17 protein-coding genes are annotated in these 17,182 nt (G+C 55.3%); 9 read left to right on the top strand and 8 right to left on the bottom strand.

The window, feature by feature from the left end:
• Positions 1–27 precede the first annotated feature (27 nt).
• Entirely contained in the window at positions 28–1,008 is a 981-nt protein-coding gene (gene epmA, locus AC4EYZ_RS02505; protein WP_009287746.1) for an EF-P lysine aminoacylase EpmA, read from the bottom strand.
• An 86-nt stretch (positions 1,009–1,094) separates the two neighbouring features.
• Positions 1,095–1,661 (bottom strand): elongation factor P, encoded by a 567-nt coding sequence (efp, locus tag AC4EYZ_RS02510; RefSeq protein WP_022523987.1) that lies wholly within the window; start codon positions 1,659–1,661, stop codon positions 1,095–1,097.
• A 164-nt stretch (positions 1,662–1,825) separates the two neighbouring features.
• Here efp and epmB point away from each other — a divergent pair, with 164 nt between their 5' ends.
• Positions 1,826–2,860 (top strand): EF-P beta-lysylation protein EpmB, encoded by a 1,035-nt coding sequence (epmB, locus tag AC4EYZ_RS02515; protein WP_190373435.1) that lies wholly within the window; start codon positions 1,826–1,828, stop codon positions 2,858–2,860.
• 72 nt (positions 2,861–2,932) lie between these two features.
• On the opposite strand, the gene AC4EYZ_RS02520 is transcribed toward epmB, so the two are convergent.
• On the bottom strand, positions 2,933–3,331 hold the full coding sequence (locus AC4EYZ_RS02520; protein WP_202606295.1) for a type II toxin-antitoxin system VapC family toxin: 399 nt from the start codon (positions 3,329–3,331) through the stop codon (positions 2,933–2,935).
• Entirely contained in the window at positions 3,321–3,560 is a 240-nt protein-coding gene (locus tag AC4EYZ_RS02525; RefSeq protein ID WP_161463459.1) for a type II toxin-antitoxin system Phd/YefM family antitoxin, read from the bottom strand. The genes AC4EYZ_RS02520 and AC4EYZ_RS02525 overlap by 11 nt, the downstream gene beginning before the upstream one ends.
• A gap of 248 nt (positions 3,561–3,808) precedes the next feature.
• Between AC4EYZ_RS02525 and AC4EYZ_RS02530 the strand changes: the two genes are divergently transcribed.
• The gene (locus AC4EYZ_RS02530; RefSeq protein ID WP_022523991.1) at positions 3,809–4,174 is read left to right on the top strand and encodes a hypothetical protein; all 366 of its coding nucleotides are present in this window, start codon (positions 3,809–3,811) and stop codon (positions 4,172–4,174) included.
• A gap of 10 nt (positions 4,175–4,184) precedes the next feature.
• Positions 4,185–6,203: a pyrroloquinoline quinone-dependent dehydrogenase gene (locus AC4EYZ_RS02535; RefSeq protein ID WP_474192297.1), complete on the top strand. Its 2,019-nt coding sequence runs from the start codon at positions 4,185–4,187 to the stop codon at positions 6,201–6,203.
• A gap of 70 nt (positions 6,204–6,273) precedes the next feature.
• Here AC4EYZ_RS02535 and AC4EYZ_RS02540 read toward each other — a convergent pair whose 3' ends face one another.
• From AC4EYZ_RS02540 to AC4EYZ_RS02550, 3 genes are read right to left on the bottom strand one after another with little or no spacing between them, the layout of a single operon-like run.
• Entirely contained in the window at positions 6,274–7,395 is a 1,122-nt protein-coding gene (locus AC4EYZ_RS02540) for a hypothetical protein (RefSeq protein ID WP_138800051.1), read from the bottom strand.
• 34 nt (positions 7,396–7,429) lie between these two features.
• A complete protein-coding gene (gene leuA, locus AC4EYZ_RS02545) occupies positions 7,430–9,136 on the bottom strand; it encodes a 2-isopropylmalate synthase (RefSeq protein WP_161463463.1) in 1,707 nt (568 codons plus the stop codon).
• A 16-nt stretch (positions 9,137–9,152) separates the two neighbouring features.
• The gene (locus AC4EYZ_RS02550; protein WP_035539138.1) at positions 9,153–10,043 is read right to left on the bottom strand and encodes an ion transporter; all 891 of its coding nucleotides are present in this window, start codon (positions 10,041–10,043) and stop codon (positions 9,153–9,155) included.
• Positions 10,044–10,218: 175 nt separating this feature from the next.
• Here AC4EYZ_RS02550 and AC4EYZ_RS02555 point away from each other — a divergent pair, with 175 nt between their 5' ends.
• The 6 genes from AC4EYZ_RS02555 (at position 10,219) to AC4EYZ_RS02580 (ending at position 16,110) form a co-directional block, all read left to right on the top strand.
• Positions 10,219–13,059: a monovalent cation/H+ antiporter subunit A gene (locus tag AC4EYZ_RS02555; RefSeq protein WP_041158019.1), complete on the top strand. Its 2,841-nt coding sequence runs from the start codon at positions 10,219–10,221 to the stop codon at positions 13,057–13,059.
• Entirely contained in the window at positions 13,059–13,391 is a 333-nt protein-coding gene (locus tag AC4EYZ_RS02560; RefSeq protein WP_022523997.1) for a Na+/H+ antiporter subunit C, read from the top strand. Before AC4EYZ_RS02555 ends, AC4EYZ_RS02560 begins: the two co-directional genes overlap by 1 nt.
• The gene (locus AC4EYZ_RS02565; RefSeq protein ID WP_457546899.1) at positions 13,388–14,899 is read left to right on the top strand and encodes a monovalent cation/H+ antiporter subunit D; all 1,512 of its coding nucleotides are present in this window, start codon (positions 13,388–13,390) and stop codon (positions 14,897–14,899) included. The genes AC4EYZ_RS02560 and AC4EYZ_RS02565 overlap by 4 nt, the downstream gene beginning before the upstream one ends.
• Positions 14,896–15,393: a Na+/H+ antiporter subunit E gene (locus tag AC4EYZ_RS02570; RefSeq protein WP_161463464.1), complete on the top strand. Its 498-nt coding sequence runs from the start codon at positions 14,896–14,898 to the stop codon at positions 15,391–15,393. The genes AC4EYZ_RS02565 and AC4EYZ_RS02570 overlap by 4 nt, the downstream gene beginning before the upstream one ends.
• Complete coding sequence (locus AC4EYZ_RS02575; protein WP_008958594.1) at positions 15,387–15,656, top strand: K+/H+ antiporter subunit F; 270 nt, start codon at positions 15,387–15,389, stop codon at positions 15,654–15,656. The genes AC4EYZ_RS02570 and AC4EYZ_RS02575 overlap by 7 nt, the downstream gene beginning before the upstream one ends.
• Positions 15,657–15,723: 67 nt before the next feature.
• Positions 15,724–16,110, top strand: a complete 387-nt coding sequence (locus tag AC4EYZ_RS02580; protein WP_027959043.1) for a Na+/H+ antiporter subunit G — start codon at positions 15,724–15,726, stop codon at positions 16,108–16,110.
• Positions 16,111–16,245: 135 nt separating this feature from the next.
• On the opposite strand, the gene serB is transcribed toward AC4EYZ_RS02580, so the two are convergent.
• Entirely contained in the window at positions 16,246–17,172 is a 927-nt protein-coding gene (gene serB, locus AC4EYZ_RS02585) for a phosphoserine phosphatase SerB (protein ID WP_041158016.1), read from the bottom strand.
• Positions 17,173–17,182: the final 10 nt, after the last annotated feature.

Raw genomic sequence — 17,182 nt, forward strand, 5'->3', positions numbered from 1 at the left:
GGCTTGCAGCCTGTTAGCAACTAGCCGCTAACAGCTGGGCGTTGAGAATGTAAGCACGTCTTCCAGGCGTGCTTTGCCGAGTGCCAACTGAATCAAGCGATCTATCCCCAGCGCCACACCGGCGCCTTCGGGCATTCCGTGCTCAAGTGCGGCCAGCAGCCGCTCATCCACATCCACTTCCGGTAAGCCCAAACGGCGGCGCTCAGCGTTATCTTCAGCAAAGCGCGTGCGCTGCTCAGCCGCATCGGTCAGCTCATCGTAGCCGTTAGCCAACTCAATACCGTTAAGATAGACCTCAAAGCGGGAAGCCACCCACTCACCATCTGCATCTTGATGGCGTCGCGCCAAGGCTGCTTGGCTAGCCGGATAATCAACTACCACGCTTAGCTCCTGCTGGCCTAACTGCGGCTCGATCACCACGCTCATTAACAGGTCAAGACAGGTCTCGCGGCCTTCATCAGCTAAGGATTGGGCAGACATTTGTGCCCGCTCGGCAGCTATCGCCCTCAGCCTATCCAGAGACGTCGTGAACGGATCAACCTCTACGTAAGTATGAAACAACTCCCGGTAGCGGTAATGCACAGGTGGGCCGGGGAAACTGGGCAACAGTGACATAATGAGCGTCGCAGTCTCATCAATCAGTTGATCCAGCGTAAATTGGGGCCGATACCACTCCAGCATAGTGAACTCAATATTATGGCGGGCGCCGATTTCGCCATCGCGAAAACTTCGCGCAAGCTGAAAGATCGGCCCACTGCCCGCTGCGAGCAAGCGCTTCATATGGAATTCAGGGGAGGTTTGTAGCCATAGACGGCGCTGCCCTTTGTCCGTGCGCGCCAGAGTGTGCAGCGACACCAAATGGATATCCGTGCTTCCCCCCTGCCCCAGCACGGGCGTTTCCACTTCCAGCACGTCACGCTGGGCAAAAAAAGCGCGCACTTTGGCCATTAACCGCGCCCGTTCGCGCAGCGTTTCAAAGGACGCTGAGGGTTGCCAATCAATGGCCATAACGACTCCTTGAAAAAATCACCTTAAATAATAATGGCCACGCACAAAGCGTGGCCATTAAGACATACAAGCGCCCTGGAAAGCGATCAAGCGCGTGAGACGTAGTCCCCACTGCGCGTATCAATTTTCAGCACTTCACCCTGGTTGATAAACAGCGGTACACGCACCACAGCACCAGAAGACAACGTCGCAGGCTTAGAACCACCCTGTGCCGTATCGCCTTTCAAACCGGGATCTGTTTCCACGACTTCCAACTCGATAAAGTTAGGCGGCGTCACGGAAATAGCCTTATCATCCCAAAGCGTAATGATATAGGGTACCTGCTCTTTCAGCCACTTGATGGTATCGCCTAGCGCTTTTTTCTCTACCGCATACTGCTCAAACGAGCCATCGGTCTTCATGAAGTGCCACATATCACCATCGGTGTAGAGATACTCCATTTCTAAATCCATGACATCGGCACCTTCCAGCGAGTCACCGGATTTGAAAGTCTTCTCACCTACGCGGCCAGTCATCAAATTCCGCAGTTTAACTCGGTTAAACGCCTGCCCCTTACCGGGCTTGACCAGCTCGTTCTCAACGATCGCACAAGGATCGCCGTCGAGCATTACTTTCAGACCGGCCTTGAATTCGTTGGTAGAATAGTTCGCCATAATGTCTCTCAATCATCCATTTCAGTTATTTGTATCAACAGGTGGTGCGCGAAGCCATACTTTGCCGCTGTCAGCAGGTTTATATACCAGTAGCTATATGCCAGCAGCGTTGCAAATGGCGTCGTTAAATAAGTGCGCGCATGATAACCCGAAGGAGGGCTTTTTTGCAGGAGAACATCATTATTGCCGCGTCTGAAACGCAAAGCCATCGCGACTCACTAGCTCATTCCACTTGGCAGCAGCAGCTTTCTCATGCCATTCGCGATCCGCAAACACTTTGCGAACGGCTGGGCCTAAGCCACGACTGGTTGGCGGGCGCCAAGGCTGGACATGCACTGTTTGACGTATGTGTGCCTGAAGCGTACCTCAACAGAATAGCCTATGCCGACATAAACGACCCGTTGCTGCGCCAGATACTGCCGCTTGGCGAGGAAGCACTAACGCCACATGGCTACGTCGTCGATCCGCTTGAAGAAGCCGAACATCGGCCCATCAAAGGGCTGATCCATAAGTATGCTGGCCGGGTGCTGCTTATCGCCAGCCCCAACTGTGCCATCAACTGCCGCTACTGCTTTCGCCGCCATTTCCCCTACAGCGATAACTCCCCCTCCAGGGCGCAGTGGCAGGAAGCGCTGGATTACCTGCGCGCTGACACCACTATTCACGAAGCGATTCTGTCTGGTGGGGATCCGCTGGCCGCCAGCGATCGCCAGTTGGCATGGCTGGTGGAACAGCTAGAAAGCATCCCGCACCTAAAACGGCTGCGCATTCATACCCGCCTGCCGGTGGTGATTCCCAATCGGGTCGATGACGCCCTGCTTGGCTGGCTCTCCGCTACACGCCTGCAAAAGGTGGTGGTGTTGCATATTAACCACGCCAATGAAATCGACCAAGCGGTGGTAGACGCCTGCGCGCGCCTTAAGCAGGCGGGTGCAACACTACTCAACCAGAGTGTACTGCTGCGCAATGTGAACGATAGTGTCACGGCCCTTACCGCACTTTCTGAACGGCTATTCGAAGCAGGTATTCTGCCCTATTACCTGCATGTACTGGATCCTGTGCAAGGCGCTGCGCATTTTGATGTGCCGGACAGCGAAGCACGCGAGCTGGTTGCTCATCTTCGCGATCATTTACCCGGCTTCTTAATGCCACGCCTAGTGCGAGAAATTCCTGGAAGGGGAAGTAAAACGCCGTTGTGACGCATGTTGAAGAAACAGCCGGCACTGAGACGCTTGAATGGCTCAGTGCTGAAGCCTTAAGCCACAAGTTAGTTATACCCTCCGGATAGGCCCAGCATACTGAGCCACCAGCTCATCCGCAGTAAGCAGCAAAAATCCCTCAGCTTCTGCCTGGGCCACCAAAATTCGATCAAAAGGGTCTTTGTGGATGACTGGTAAATGAGCAACGTTAAGTGTATGCAATGAACTGATAGAAAGTTCTAAATAACCGTTATCCAGCAGCCCACGACGCAGCAAGTGCGGGTCAACGTGAAAATCAGGGCGTTGCAGACTGTTCTTAATGACCACTTCCCATATGCTGGCAGCGCTAAAATAGAGCCTGTTATCTTCGTCATTAATCATAGCTCGCGCATCAACAGAAAGCCTCTCCGGCGCTGCCGCCGCCCAGAGCAAAACATGCGTGTCCAGAAGTAGATTCACATCAACCTCCAAACATCTCGGCTATTTCCTCCTGTCCCATACGATCAAAATCATTAGGTATCTTAAACTGGCCTGCCAGAAATCCCAGACGCTTTTGCTGTCCAGAAGTAGGGCTATCAATGGCCGTCACGCGTGCCATCGGTTTGCCTGCTTTGGCAATAATAAACCCCTCCCCCTCGGCAGCCCTCGCCACTAGCTGAGACAACCGTGTTTTAGCTTCGTGAATATTGATAGCCTCCATATAAAATCTCCTAAAAATGCGACTTGGTTAGTAAGCTTAGTTTAATAGGTCTAGTTTAGCTGAGACGAACGCTTTTACAATGCCTCCCCTTCATTGAAAAAACAGCGCTGGGTGTTGCTACAGTTAATCAAGACATGTCACCCAGATCGTAAAAATATCGTTTTCTGCTAAAGTTATAGTGCTAACGATTTCTGACGTTGAATTAGCCTCAACGTTGGGCATCTCACTCAGCAGGAGGCCATAGCGTTATGTCACCATCCCTCTCGTCCAGACCGGGCGCTTTCGTCCTCTTAATAGCCTCGCTTGCCGGGCTGGCCATCGCTTTATATGCCTATTTCACACCACTAACCGGCGTCACTGGAACGCTTGGGGCACTGGTCGCCATTGTGGCCTGCCTCGCCCTTGCGGTGATGGCGTTACTTCTCTTTAAAGTTAGAGGGCGTGGTGCTTCCATCGTACTGCGGATACTCATACTGATGGGGCTTGCCGGTACATCTTTCGCCGGAATGCTGCTGCATCAGTGGTGGATCAGCGCAGCCATGGTAGTCGGTCTGATCGGCTTGATTGTTGATATGGTTCGCGCAACCCATCACGCCCGTCTCACCCACACCTGAGGAGCCGCCCATGCCGACATTATTACCCACCCCGTTTAAATCGATAACCCCAGGCTTAGGCGCAGTCACCGCCCTGGCGATCTGTTTTACGCCCTTGCCGTTACTGGCTCAGGGTCAACCCAGTGAGCAGGGGAATCCCGAGCAAGAAGAAGCGCCCAGTCGCGCTCCCATCCCGCTGGTGCCTGGCGAGCCGACCTGGAACAGCTTCCATGGCCAGCTTAATGCCCAAAAATATAGCCCGCTTGATCAAATCAATACTGATAACGTTGGCGAGCTGGAGAAGGTATGGGAAGTGCATACCGGCGATGTCGCGGATGGCTCAGGTGAGTTGCCAGCCACCGTTTGGTCAGCGACCCCGGTGTTTGCTAACGATACCCTTTATATTGGTACTCCCTTCTACCGCATACTCGCGTTAGACCCCGGTAGTGGCGAAGAGAAATGGAGTTTCGATACTCAATCCTCTCTGGAAGCGCTAACTCAACCCGCCTTGAAAAACCGTGGTGTGGCCTATTGGGAAGCCGACGATCCGGTAGCAGGCGAGCCCTGTCAGAAAATTATCTATATGGGCACCATGGATGCACAGCTTTTCGCGGTTGATGCCGATAGTGGCGAACAGTGCGCCGACTTTGCCGATAACGGTGTGCTCGACGTCAACCAGTGGAACGACACCAACGACCGCTGGCCGCTTTCGCTACTACAACCCCCTACCGTGGTGGGAGACCACTTGGTACTCGGCTGGGCAGGGATGGACTGGGCCTACGAACAGGCGCCACCCGGCACTGTTTACTCAATTAATGCCCGCACTGGAGAACGTGAATGGACGTTCCAGGCACTTTCCGATGAGATGCGCGATCAAAGCGGCACCGCCAATGTCTGGACACATATGTCCGCCGACGAGGAGCGTGGTTTAGTCTATCTGCCGGTTTCCTCACCCTCGCCGAACTACTGGGGCGGCAATCGCACCGAAGAAGTGCCTCTGGGCACATCCACCACTGCCCTGGATATCGAGACCGGCGAAGTGGTTTGGTCGCGGCAGTGGGTACATCACGATATCTGGGATTACGATATCAATGCCGCACCAACGCTGATGGACATCACAGTAGATGGTGAAGAAATACCGGCACTCATCCAGGCAACCAAAATGGGCTTTCTGTTCGTGGTTAATCGCGAAACAGGCGAAGACGTTTGGCCGATTGAGGAGCGCCCGGTACCCAGCGGCGACGGCAGCGTTGAGGGCGAAGTTTACGCGCCGACCCAGCCTTTCCCGACTAAACCGGAACCGCTGTTAGATCAGTCTGAAAAGCCCAACGTCTGGGCGCTGGCCGACGCGGTTAGCTTCGGAGAGTGTTCCGCATTGTGGGACGATCTTCACTATGAAGGCATGTACACCCCACCGACGACCCAAGGCGAAGGCACCCTTGGCTTTCCCATCAGCGCGGGCGGCGTTCAGTGGGGCGGCGTAGCCTTCGACCCCGAAAGCCAGACAGCGATCGTCAATACCTCGCACATTGTGCAGTACATAAAACTCTATAATCGCGAAGATTATGACAAAGCGGATAGCGGCTCCGGCAACGAAAGCGGCTTCGCCCCTCAAGAAGGCGCCCCCTACGGGATGCGCCTTGAGGTAGCGCTTAACCGGCTAGGCATGCCCTGCTGGGAGCCCCCCTTTGGCGAGCTTGTCGCCCTGGATATGACCAGCGGTGATATCAAATGGCGTCGTCCGGTGGGTGCATCGCAACAGTATGGCTTTTTTATGCCTGAGAGCTGGGGCTCGCCCACCATCGGTGGCCCGGCCGTAACCGCAGGCAATATTATCTTTATTGGCGCTTCCATGGATGCCAAGGTGCGTGCCTACTCCCTTGAGACCGGCGAGGAGCTCTGGTCAGACCAGACCGAAGCCCCCTCCGTCTCGAACCCCGCGGTCTACGAGTACAATGGCCGCCAATATGTCGCCTTTGTTTCCGGTGGCAATACCATTCTGAAAGACCAGGTGGGTGATCAGATCGCGGTCTACGCGCTGCCAGAGTAACCCTTAGCGTAAAACGGGGCGGCCTCAGAGGCTGCCCCGTTTACGTTAACAACTACTTTCTCTCACTGCTTCAGCCAAGATCACGGGTCTGAGGCTTGGTACGCCTGGCTAACTGATTGTTTGCCGCCCTAAAGCATACCCGCATCAGCGGCACCAGCAGCCACAGTATCGGCGTAAGTAGCCAGCGGTAAATAAAGCGCGCAATGAAGAGTACTGGCAGTAGCACGATGAGCCAGATAAGAAACTGACCGAGCCAAACCGGCCAGCCTAGCCAGGAAGAGAGGTTGGCGCCAAGTGCGCTCACAAGGCTTGGATGGCGAACCACTACATAGGCAGTGCCCGCCACAGCGGCTACTTTGGCCATACGTGGCAACGCCGCAAAACGCCCGCCACCACTCATTAACGCGCCTTGGCGCAAACCAGCACGAGTCCCCTGGGCTTCCACACTGCCCACCCGGGCAGCACGAGCGGCCTTGCCTGCCCGCAGCACCTTCACGGTGCTGGCCATCACGAGTAGATCGACACCGGCCCAGCCTAGATCGGCGGCGCCAATGTCGTCACCCCGCCGCCACTGGCTTTCCAAATCGCGTAGCCCGCTGGTGAAGAAATCGCCTAGGCCCGCAACCAGACGCTCACCCTGTAGCCACTCCACGTCGCCTTGTTCACTGACCACAAACTGGTTGAGCAGCGCGTGACCATTGGCATCCAGCAGCACAATGCCCATCTGCCCACGTCGATAAGGAGTAAACGCTGAATCCGCATCTCCCTCCTCATCGCTCCACCAGCGGCTGAATTGCTGATAACGCTCACCGACCCAGTACTGCGCCTTTAGCGTGGCCACATCGTGGTTGCGAAAGTAGCTAATGGGAAGTACGGCGTCAGCCCCATAGCGCACCAGTACTCGCTGAAAATTGGGCAGTAAGCCGTACTCCACTAATACATCGCGGGCCATATCACCGTGGCGCAAAATCGCCAAAGAGGCGCTCATCCACAGCGCCTGATCGTCAGCATAACTGAGAAACAGCGCATTGAGCTCCGCTGTTTCCTGCTGAAGCGCCGCCTCTAGCGAGGGCAATGCCCGCTGAGCTTCCAATCTTACCAGTTTGGACTCAAACGGCTCATGAGAGGCCAATGTTGATGCTAGCCCGGCGATCACTATCGCGGTTACTACCATTATCTGCCAGGGCCGCATTGCAATTCACCTCGCTCAACTGGTAACTGCAGGATTACCCCAACGTCTCTGCCGTTACGTTGGCCGCCGCAGGCTGGGTCGAATAGTGGCGATTGATCGCACTCAATACCCCCTTCATCGACGCGCTGGTAATGCTTTCATCGTTACCTACACCGAATACCGCTTTGCCGTCGATACGCACTTCCACATAGGCGATCGCTTCAGCGTCGGCGCCCTGGCCACGGGAGTGCTCGTGGTAGTCAATAATCTCTACATCGTGCCCTGCGGCTGCCAGTGCTTTAACAAAGGCCGCTAACGGGCCGTTGCCCTCGCCCTTTAACGTTTGCCGTGTGCCGCTCTCCTCAATTACGGCGTCCAGCGTGACTTTGGGGCTGTCGGGTTCAGACGACAAACGGTGGTTAACTAATGCAAAGGGCACTCGCTGCTCTAAATACTCATCCGAGAACGCCTGATAGATCATCTGCGAGGTGATCTCACGCCCGGTGCGCTCTGCCACTTCCTGAACGACCTGACTAAACTCGATGGAAAGCCGGCGCGGTAGCTCAATACCGTGTTCCTGCTCAAGCAGGTAGGAAACACCGCCTTTACCCGATTGGCTGTTAACCCGAATCACCGCTTCGTAGCTACGGCCCACGTCCAGCGGATCGATAGGCAAATAAGGCACATCCCAAACGGCATCAGGGTTGGCGCGACGATCCGCCATGCCTTTTTTGATCGCATCCTGGTGAGAGCCGGAGAAGGCGGTAAACACCAAATCGCCCACGTAGGGGTGGCGCGGATGCACCGGCAGTTGGTTGCAGTACTCCACTTCGCGCATGATGGGCGTGATATTGGAAAAGTCGAGCTGGGGGTTAACGCCCTGGGTATACATATTCATCGCCAGGGTGACGATATCAACGTTGCCGGTGCGCTCGCCATTCCCAAACAGCGTACCCTCAACGCGATCAGCTCCGGCCATCAGCGTCAGCTCTGCCGCCGCAACGCCGGTACCGCGATCGTTATGGGGGTGAACGCTGACAATCAAGTGGTCGCGGTTTTTGACGTGGCGACAGAACCACTCGATCTGGTCGGCGTAGTTGTTGGGCGTGGCGACTTCTACCGTGGCAGGCAGGTTCACGATCATGGGCTTATCGGCGCGGGTGCCATAAGCGTCCATGACCGCTTCGACGATCTCAACGGCAAAGTCCATCTCGGTGGTAGTGAAGAGTTCCGGCGAGTACTGGAACGTCCAGTTGGTTTCTGGTGCGGCGTCCATCTGCGCGCGAATCTGCTGGGTTGCTTCGACGGCGATTTGCACGCATTCAGCTTTATCGACATTGAACACTACCCGGCGAAACATGGGATCGGTAGCGTTATAGACGTGGACGATAGCGTTTTTGGCGCCTTGTAGCGCTTCAAAGGTGCGTTCAATCAAGTGCGGACGTGCCTGGGTTAGCACTTGAATGGTCACATCGTCAGGAATTTTATCCTGCTCAATCAGCGAGCGAACGAAATCGAAGTCGGTTTGGGAGGCTGACGGAAAGCCCACTTCTATCTGTTTAAAACCAACACTAAGCAGCATGTCGAATAAGCGCTGTTTGCGCTCCTGATCCATGGGGTCGATCAGCGACTGGTTGCCGTCGCGCAGGTCAACGCTGCACCAGATAGGCGCCGTCTCGATACGCTTGCTCGGCCACTGGCGGTCGGGCAGATCAACGGCCACAAAGGGGCGGTACTTTTTGGCAGGATCAGTCAACATCATGGCGGCTCTCCTAAAATCAGTCAGTTGTGGGCTTGTCGCTGTGCTTACCGCCCGCGTCATTCTGGTGTGTTGGGGCTGTCGAGTATGCTTGAGAGAGCGCTGACTCCATACGGTCAAGCTGCGCTTTCAGCCCGCGAACATCATTGCGCAGCGACTGCAGCTCGGCTTCTTCGCCTTCGCCGTTGTCCAGCGCCATTTGCGCGCTCTCTTTCTGCATCACGTCCAGCACAATACCAATCATCATATTGAGAAAGATAAAGGCGTTCAAAAAGATAAAGGTGAGAAAATAGATCCAAGCGTAGGGGTAGACCTCCATGGCCGGATACAGCACAGCGGTGGCCCAGCTCTCAAAGGTCGCCACCTGAAATAGCGTTAGCATGGCCAGGGAAATATTGCCCCACAGCCCCTCGTCTACATTGTGAAACAGAAAGCTCCCAATGGCAGCGTATATATAGAAGATGATAAACATCAGCAGTACCACATAGCCCATCCGTGGCACCGACTTCACCAGGGCGCTAAGTAGCATCTGAAGTTCAGGAATCATCGACACCAGGCGCAGTACCCGGAAAATGCGCAGCAGCCTGGCCAGTAGCACCATTTCCGAGTCATCCATGGGGATGAGACTGGCAGTCACAATCAGGAAGTCAAAAACGTTCCAGCCTTTTTTGAAGAAGTCGAGCAGGCTGCGCTCCGCGGCCATTCTGATTAAAATCTCAATCAGGAAAAATATCGTTACCGCGATATCGAGATAGAGCAGCCACTGCTCAACCTGAGTGGTTTCGTCGTAGGTTTTTGCCCCTATCACCAGGGCGGAAATGACGATAATGGCGATCACCATCGCTTCAAAAAACTTGTTTGACCGTAGCTTTTCAAAACGGGCCTGCCAGTTAGTAAAGGACTCACTCATGTAACAAAAAATCTCTCAACGGTTAATTCGCACACTTTATACTAAAATTACACACCTGCTACACAAGTGATATCCTGTTGTTTCACTTGATGTATCCTACGCCACCAGAACGCCTCTTTAGACGCCCTGTTGGTACTCTTTTGACTTTTTTTACTTTAGCCGCTGGATGATCCCCATGACACTGCTTTGGATAGCCTTATTGCCTCTGCTAGGCGTACTGGTGCCGGCACTCACCGCACGGCGCGGGCGCGGTTTCTGTTCCCTTGCAACGGCGGTGCTGCCCGCTACCGCCCTAGTAATGACGCTACTCAACGTGCCAGCTCTTTTAGATGGCGAGCAGCTACGTTTTTCGGTCACCTGGATGCCGGAACTGGCACTGAACTTGGCGTTCCGCCTGGATGGGCTATCGCTGCTGTTCAACCTATTGATACTCGGCATCGGTCTGCTGATTATTCTTTATGCTCACTACTATTTAGCCAAAGACGAACCCTATGGCCGATTCTACGCCTTCCTGATGCTTTTTATGGCGTCAATGGTGGGTATTTCAATGTCGGACAACCTGATTCTGCTATGGCTCTTCTGGGAGTTAACCAGCCTCTCTTCGTTTTTGCTGATCGGTTACTGGTCGCACCAGTCGGATGCCCGTAAAGGCGCACGCATGGCGCTAACAGTCACCGGCGCGGGCGGCCTTGCGCTATTGGCGGGCTTACTGCTGTTGGGCGATATGGCGGGCAGCTTCAATATGGGCGATGTACTGGCTAGCGGCGAAGTGATTCTGGCGGATTCCCGCTACCCGCTTATGCTGGGTTTGGTACTGCTGGGGGCGTTTACCAAATCAGCACAGTTCCCGTTCCACTTTTGGTTGCCCCACGCCATGGCGGCACCCACGCCAGTATCAGCCTATCTGCACTCGGCCACCATGGTTAAAGCGGGCATTTTTCTGATGGCACGACTGCACCCAGCCATCGCGGGTAGCGAGCTGTGGAGCGTGGTGGTCTCCCTAGTGGGCATCGTGACGATGCTATATGGCGCTTGGTTTGCACTGATGAAGACCGACCTAAAGGGTATTCTGGCGTTCTCCACCGTTAGCCATTTAGGCTTGATTACCGTGCTGTTGGGTATCGGCAGCCCCATGGCGATTTTAGCTGCCCTGTTTCACATTCTGAATCACGCCACCTTTAAAGCCGCACTGTTTATGAGTGCCGGTATTATCGATCACGAGACCGGCACCCGGGAGCTGAAACAGTTGGGCGGGCTGAAAAAAGCCATGCCAGTGACGGCACTCTTGACCACGCTAGCGGCTGCCTCAATGGCGGGCGTACCGCTATTTAATGGTTTCTTATCCAAAGAGATGTTCTTCACCGAAGCGCTAGCGACGCCCGTGTTAGGCGGCCTTAGTTGGCTATTGCCCGCGCTGGCAACACTGGGCGGTATCCTCTCTGTGGCTTACTCGCTGCGTTTGGTGCACGCCGTTTTCTTCAAACCGGCCCGTGAAGCACCACCGAAATCGCCCCACGAGCCGCCGCACCTTATGCGTTTGCCGGTAGAAATATTGGTAGCCCTGTGCGTGGTAGTGGGCCTGTTCCCGGCTTTTATGGCAACGGGATTATTAGAGCTCGCCAGCCAAGCGGTGATTGGTAGCCCACTGGATTTCCACCTGGCTATTTGGCACGGCGTGAATCTACCGCTCATCATGAGTTTGCTCGCCTTCGTGGTGGGTATTGCACTCTATTGGCGCTATGGCGAGGTGCGTCGATTTACCCAGCAGTTTGCCGGGGTCGATGCCCGGCGGGTGTTTGAGCGCATGCTTGTCTCCATGGGCTATCGCGCCGAGCAGCTTATTGCCAAGCTTGAAGGCAATTCGCTACAGCGTTATGTGGGCTGGCTCTGGCTAGGCGCATTAGTCATGGGTGGGATCGGACTGGTTCAGATCACTGACTTAACGGGTGCTGCTGGCAATCAAGAGCTGGATGGTATCCTCATACTCGGGGCGGGGATGCTGATGTTTGGCGGCGTGGCCACCGCTGCCACTCACCGCTACCGGCTGATCTCTCTGCTGATGCTATCGGTCGTCGGGCTCTTTGTGGCGCTCACCTTTGCTCGTTTCTCAGCACCCGATTTAGCGCTGACACAGCTTTCGGTGGAAGTGGTGACCATGATCCTGTTGATGCTGGCGCTATTTTTCCTGCCGCAGAAGACCCCACGGGAATCCAGCCCACTGCGCAACGTTCGCGATATGCTGCTGGCAGGCACGCTAGGCTTGGTGATTGCCAGCCTTAACTACGCGGTCATGACCCGCGAGACGCTGTCGATTTCCAGTTTCTTTGTGGAAAACAGCAAGCCCGGTGGTGGCGGCTACAATGTGGTCAACGTGATTCTGGTCGACTTCCGGGGATTCGACACCTTGGGTGAAATCACCGTACTCGCCATCGCAGGCCTGGCGATCTTTAAGCTGCTGAACCGCTTACGCCTGTTTATGCCGCACAGTGACGGCGAAGGCCGGGTATGGTCACCTGACCGCTACCCAGCGGTACTCACGTCAATTTCAATGACGCTGCTGCCACTGGCACTGTTGGTATCTGCATTTATCTTCCTGCGCGGCCATAATCAGCCTGGGGGTGGCTTTATCGCGGGGTTGATTACTGCGGTAGCCTTGATCCTGCTGTACATGGCCCGGGGTGTGGCGTGGGCGCAAGAACGTTTGGACTTCCCTTTCCAACCGGTAGCCGTCATTGGGGTGGCGATAGCCACTCTAACCGGGCTGGGTAGCTGGCTATTTGGTCACCCGTTCTTAACATCCGCATTTGGCTATTTCAGCCTACCGCTCATCGGCACCTTTGAACTGGCCACCGCGCTGCTCTTTGATCTGGGTGTCTACTTAGCGGTGGTGGGCGCTACGCTGATGATTCTTGCCAACCTTGGTAAGGTCACCACCGCTCACCGCCCGGTGACCGAAGCAAGCGAACAGGATGCCGACGCTAGCGCCGCCGCCACCTCTGCCAAGGAGCCTCGTTAATGGAACTGCTTTATGCGATGACCACCGGTGTATTGACCGCTTCTGGCCTCTATCTAACGTTACGCGGCCGTACTTTCCCGGTCGTGGTAGGCCTTACGCTGCTCTCTTACGCAGTGAATTTGTTCCTGTTTTCGATGGGAGGATTAACCACTGATGGAGCTGCCATTGTCTCCGAGGGTGCAGGTTTCGCCGACCCGCTGCCCCAGGCGCTAGTGCTCACGGCTATAGTGATCGGCTTTGCGATGACGGCGTTTGTGGTGATCCTGGCCATGCGGGCGCGGAGTGAAGTGGGGAACGACCACGTCGACGGTAAAAAGGAAGACCGAGAATGATGCAGCATCTAATTGTTTTCCCTGTCGTTCTGCCGCTAGTCGCGGGCATATTACTGCTCTATCAGCGCCAAGGATTAGTGCGTTACAAGCGCACGGTGAGTGTTGCTGCCACGGTGCTACTGCTGCTGGTTGCGATAGGCCTATTACGCCAAGCCGCCAGTGGTGAAGTCACCTACTACGCGCTGGGTGACTGGCAAGCCCCGTTCGGCATCGTGTTAGTGCTGGATCGCCTCTCGGCGTTAATGCTGCTGCTGACCGCCGTATTGGCCGTTGGCGCAGTAGTGTTTGCCTGCGCCGGTGACGATGAAAAAGGCAGCAACTTCCATGGCCTTTTTCAATGGCAACTACTGGGCATTAACGGTGCTTTTTTAACCGGTGATTTGTTTAACCTGTTCGTCTTTTTTGAAGTTCTGCTGCTGGCGTCCTACGCCCTGCTGCTTCACGGCGGCGGCAAAGCGCGCATTCAAGCCAGCGTCCACTACGTGGTGCTCAACCTGGCGGGGTCTTCGCTGTTTCTGATTGCAGTGGGGATTCTGTATGGCGCGACAGGCACGCTCAATATGGCCGATATGGCGATCCGGGTAGCCGAACTACCCGAAGAGCGTGACGGCTTAGTGAGCGCTGGGGCACTGATGCTGCTGGTCGTGTTTGGGTTAAAAGCCGCCATTCTGCCGCTCTACTTCTGGCTGCCCAAAGCTTACGCCTCGGCCCCCGCGCCAGTGGCGGCGCTGTTTGCCATCATGACCAAAGTGGGTATTTACGCCATTCTGCGCGTCTACTCGCTCATTTTTGGCGATAGCGCTGGCGGTTTGGAGGCGCTGGAACAGCCCTGGGTGTGGTGGCTATCGCTCGCTACCCTGGCTGCCGCAGGCGTTGGGGTAATGGCCGCAAGGGACTTACGACTGCTGGTTGCTTATTTAGTGCTGGTGTCAGTGGGCACGCTGCTGGCCGGTATCGGTATGCGCTCGCCACAGGCGGTCTCTGCGCTTCTCTACTATCTGATCCACACTACGTTGATCACCGGTGGTCTGTTCCTGCTAGCGGAAATGATTGGCCTACAGCGTGGCAAAGCGGGTACTCGCATAGTCAAGGGCCGCCCTATGGTGCAGGGCGCAGCACTCGCCATGTTGTTTTTCGTCGGCGCTATCGCCGTCGCAGGCATCCCGCCGTTCTCCGGCGCTTTCGGCAAAGCATTGATGCTCAATGCTGCCGAAGGCACCCAGCGACTATGGCTATGGCCGCTGCTGCTGCTAACCAGTTTAGCCTCGCTGATCGCCCTCTCCCGGGCTGGCTCTACGCTGTTTTGGCGTAGCCACCGGGGCACGATCAGCGGTACGCCGCTTTCCCGTTGCCAGTGGTTTGGGGTTATTTGGCTGCTGAGTGCAGCCCCTCTATTAGTCGCCATGGCTGGGCCAGTGAGCAGCTACACTCAAGCCACGGCTGAGCAATTAGCCACCCCCCAGGTGCTGATTCGCACGCTACTACCTGATGCTGGAGATGCCCAATGATTGCTCCGCGCTCCTGGCTACCCACGCCTGTTTTATCGCTACTACTGCTCGTCGTTTGGCTGCTGCTGGTACGCAGCTACGCCTTTGGTCAATTCGTACTCGGTGGCTCGTTAGCCATTTTGATCCCACTGCTGACCCACCGCTTTTGGGATGCGCGACCGCTTATCGCCAAACCATTCGCGCTTTTGCGGTTTATTTTCCGGGTGCTGGGCGACATTATCATCGCCAACTTTGAAGTGGCTTACTTGATCGCCAACCCGTGGCGCAAGCTTAAGCCTCACTTTATTGAATACCCACTCATGCTCGAAGAGCGCTTCACCATTACGCTGCTGGCCAGCACGATCAGCCTGACACCGGGCACCGTATCAGCCAATCTACGCATGGATGGCAAGTCGCTGCTGATTCACGCCTTAAACGTGGACGATGAGGAGGCGCTGATTAACCAGATTCGTGAGCGCTATGAACGCCCGCTCAAGGAGATTTACGAATGCTGAGCATTGCGCTTTATATCACCTTAGCCCTGGTGGTGATGGCACTGTTGATGAATCTCTACCGGCTTACCATCGGCCCCAGCCTGCCCGACCGGGTACTCGCCCTGGACACTATGTACGTCAACTCGATTGCACTGATCGTGCTGCTGGGACTATGGCTGAACAGCAAAACCTATTTCGAGTCGGCGCTGCTGATCGCGATGTTAGGTTTCATCAGTACCGTTGCGGTGTGCAAATATATTCTGCGCGGAGATATTATCGAATGAGTACCGTGATCGTCGCCTCCATAAAGAGGCAGCCGCTATGCCAGAAAGGCTCATGCCAGGGGGCGTTATGTCAGGAGTAATAGAGGCGGTTATTTCGCTGCTGCTGGTTGCTGGCGGCATCTTTGTGTTTATTGGTTCGCTAGGGATGGCCCACTTGCGTGACTTTTATATGCGCCTGCATGGCCCGACCAAGGCCACCACTCTGGGTATCGGCTGTATGCTGATCGCTTCGATGATGTATTTCTGGAGCGTGGATGGCAAACCCGATATTCAGGAAATGTTGATTACGCTCTTCCTGTTCATTACCGCCCCCGTTAGCGCCCACTTGCTGGCCAAGTCCGGCTTGCACCTGCGTTTAAAGCACGCTGATAAAACCCAGGGTAAGCCAGTAGAGCTGCGTCCGGAAGAAGTCGGCGATAAACCGGTACCCCACCCGGATAAAGGCCATGGCTGAAAGCTAAGCAACCTCGCTTTTGTCATTGCGAGCGAAGCGCGGCAATCTTGGGTTGAACTGCGCCTGCGCAGGTTGAGATTGCCGCGTCGCAGGCTCCTCGCAATGACACTTTGCGCGACTGTGCCAAAGCAGAATTTACGGGGTTAAATCCTGCTGGTGATAGCCCAGTAGATAGAGCACGCCATCAAGGCCCGAGGTTGAAATCGCCTGGCGCGCCTGGGCACGCACCAGGGGCTTGGCCCGAAACGCAATCCCCATGCCCGCTTTGGCAAGCATTTTCAGATCATTGGCGCCATCCCCTACCGCAATCGTTTGACCCAGGGTAAAACCTTCACGCTGAGCAATGGACTCTAATAGTTCGGCTTTGCGCTCGGCATCGACGATCGGTTCACTTACTTCGCCGGTTACCTTGCCATTTTCGATGATCAGTTCATTGGCATGGATCTCGTCAAAGCCCAGCTTCTCCTGTAAGTGGCGAGCAAAGTAGGTGAAGCCGCCGGAGAGGATGGCGGTGCGAAAACCTAAGTGCTTCAGGTTAACCATTAAGCGCTCTACGCCTTCCATTAGCGGCAATTCCTCAGCGATCTCCGCCAGCACGGACTCATCCAAACCTTCAAGTTTGCTCATCCGCTCACGAAAGCTCGCTTTGAAATCCAACTCGCCGCGCATGGCACGCTCGGTGACTTCTGCGACTTCATCACCCACGCCATGGCGGCGGGCCAGTTCGTCAATCACTTCAGCTTTGATCAGCGTGGAGTCCATATCGAAACACACCAAACGGGGCTGAACGTGATCGCGAGTATTCGCTTGGACAACAATATCGACACTCAGGGTTTCGCTCAGTACCAATGCCGCATTGCGGACAGCTTCAATATCCACCTCACCTACCAGACGGTACTCAATACAGTCGATGCACTTATTCTGCTGTAACGAGGCGTCGGCAAGGCGCTGGGTGCTCTTTTCTTGTAGGCCAAACTGCACGATCAGTGCATCTACCTGGGATTGAATATCTGCGGTTAAACGTGCCGCTAAAACGGTTAGGATCAAGTCACCGCCTGCCATCACTTAGCTC

Source organism: Vreelandella sp. 162(4c) (genome assembly GCF_058152265.1).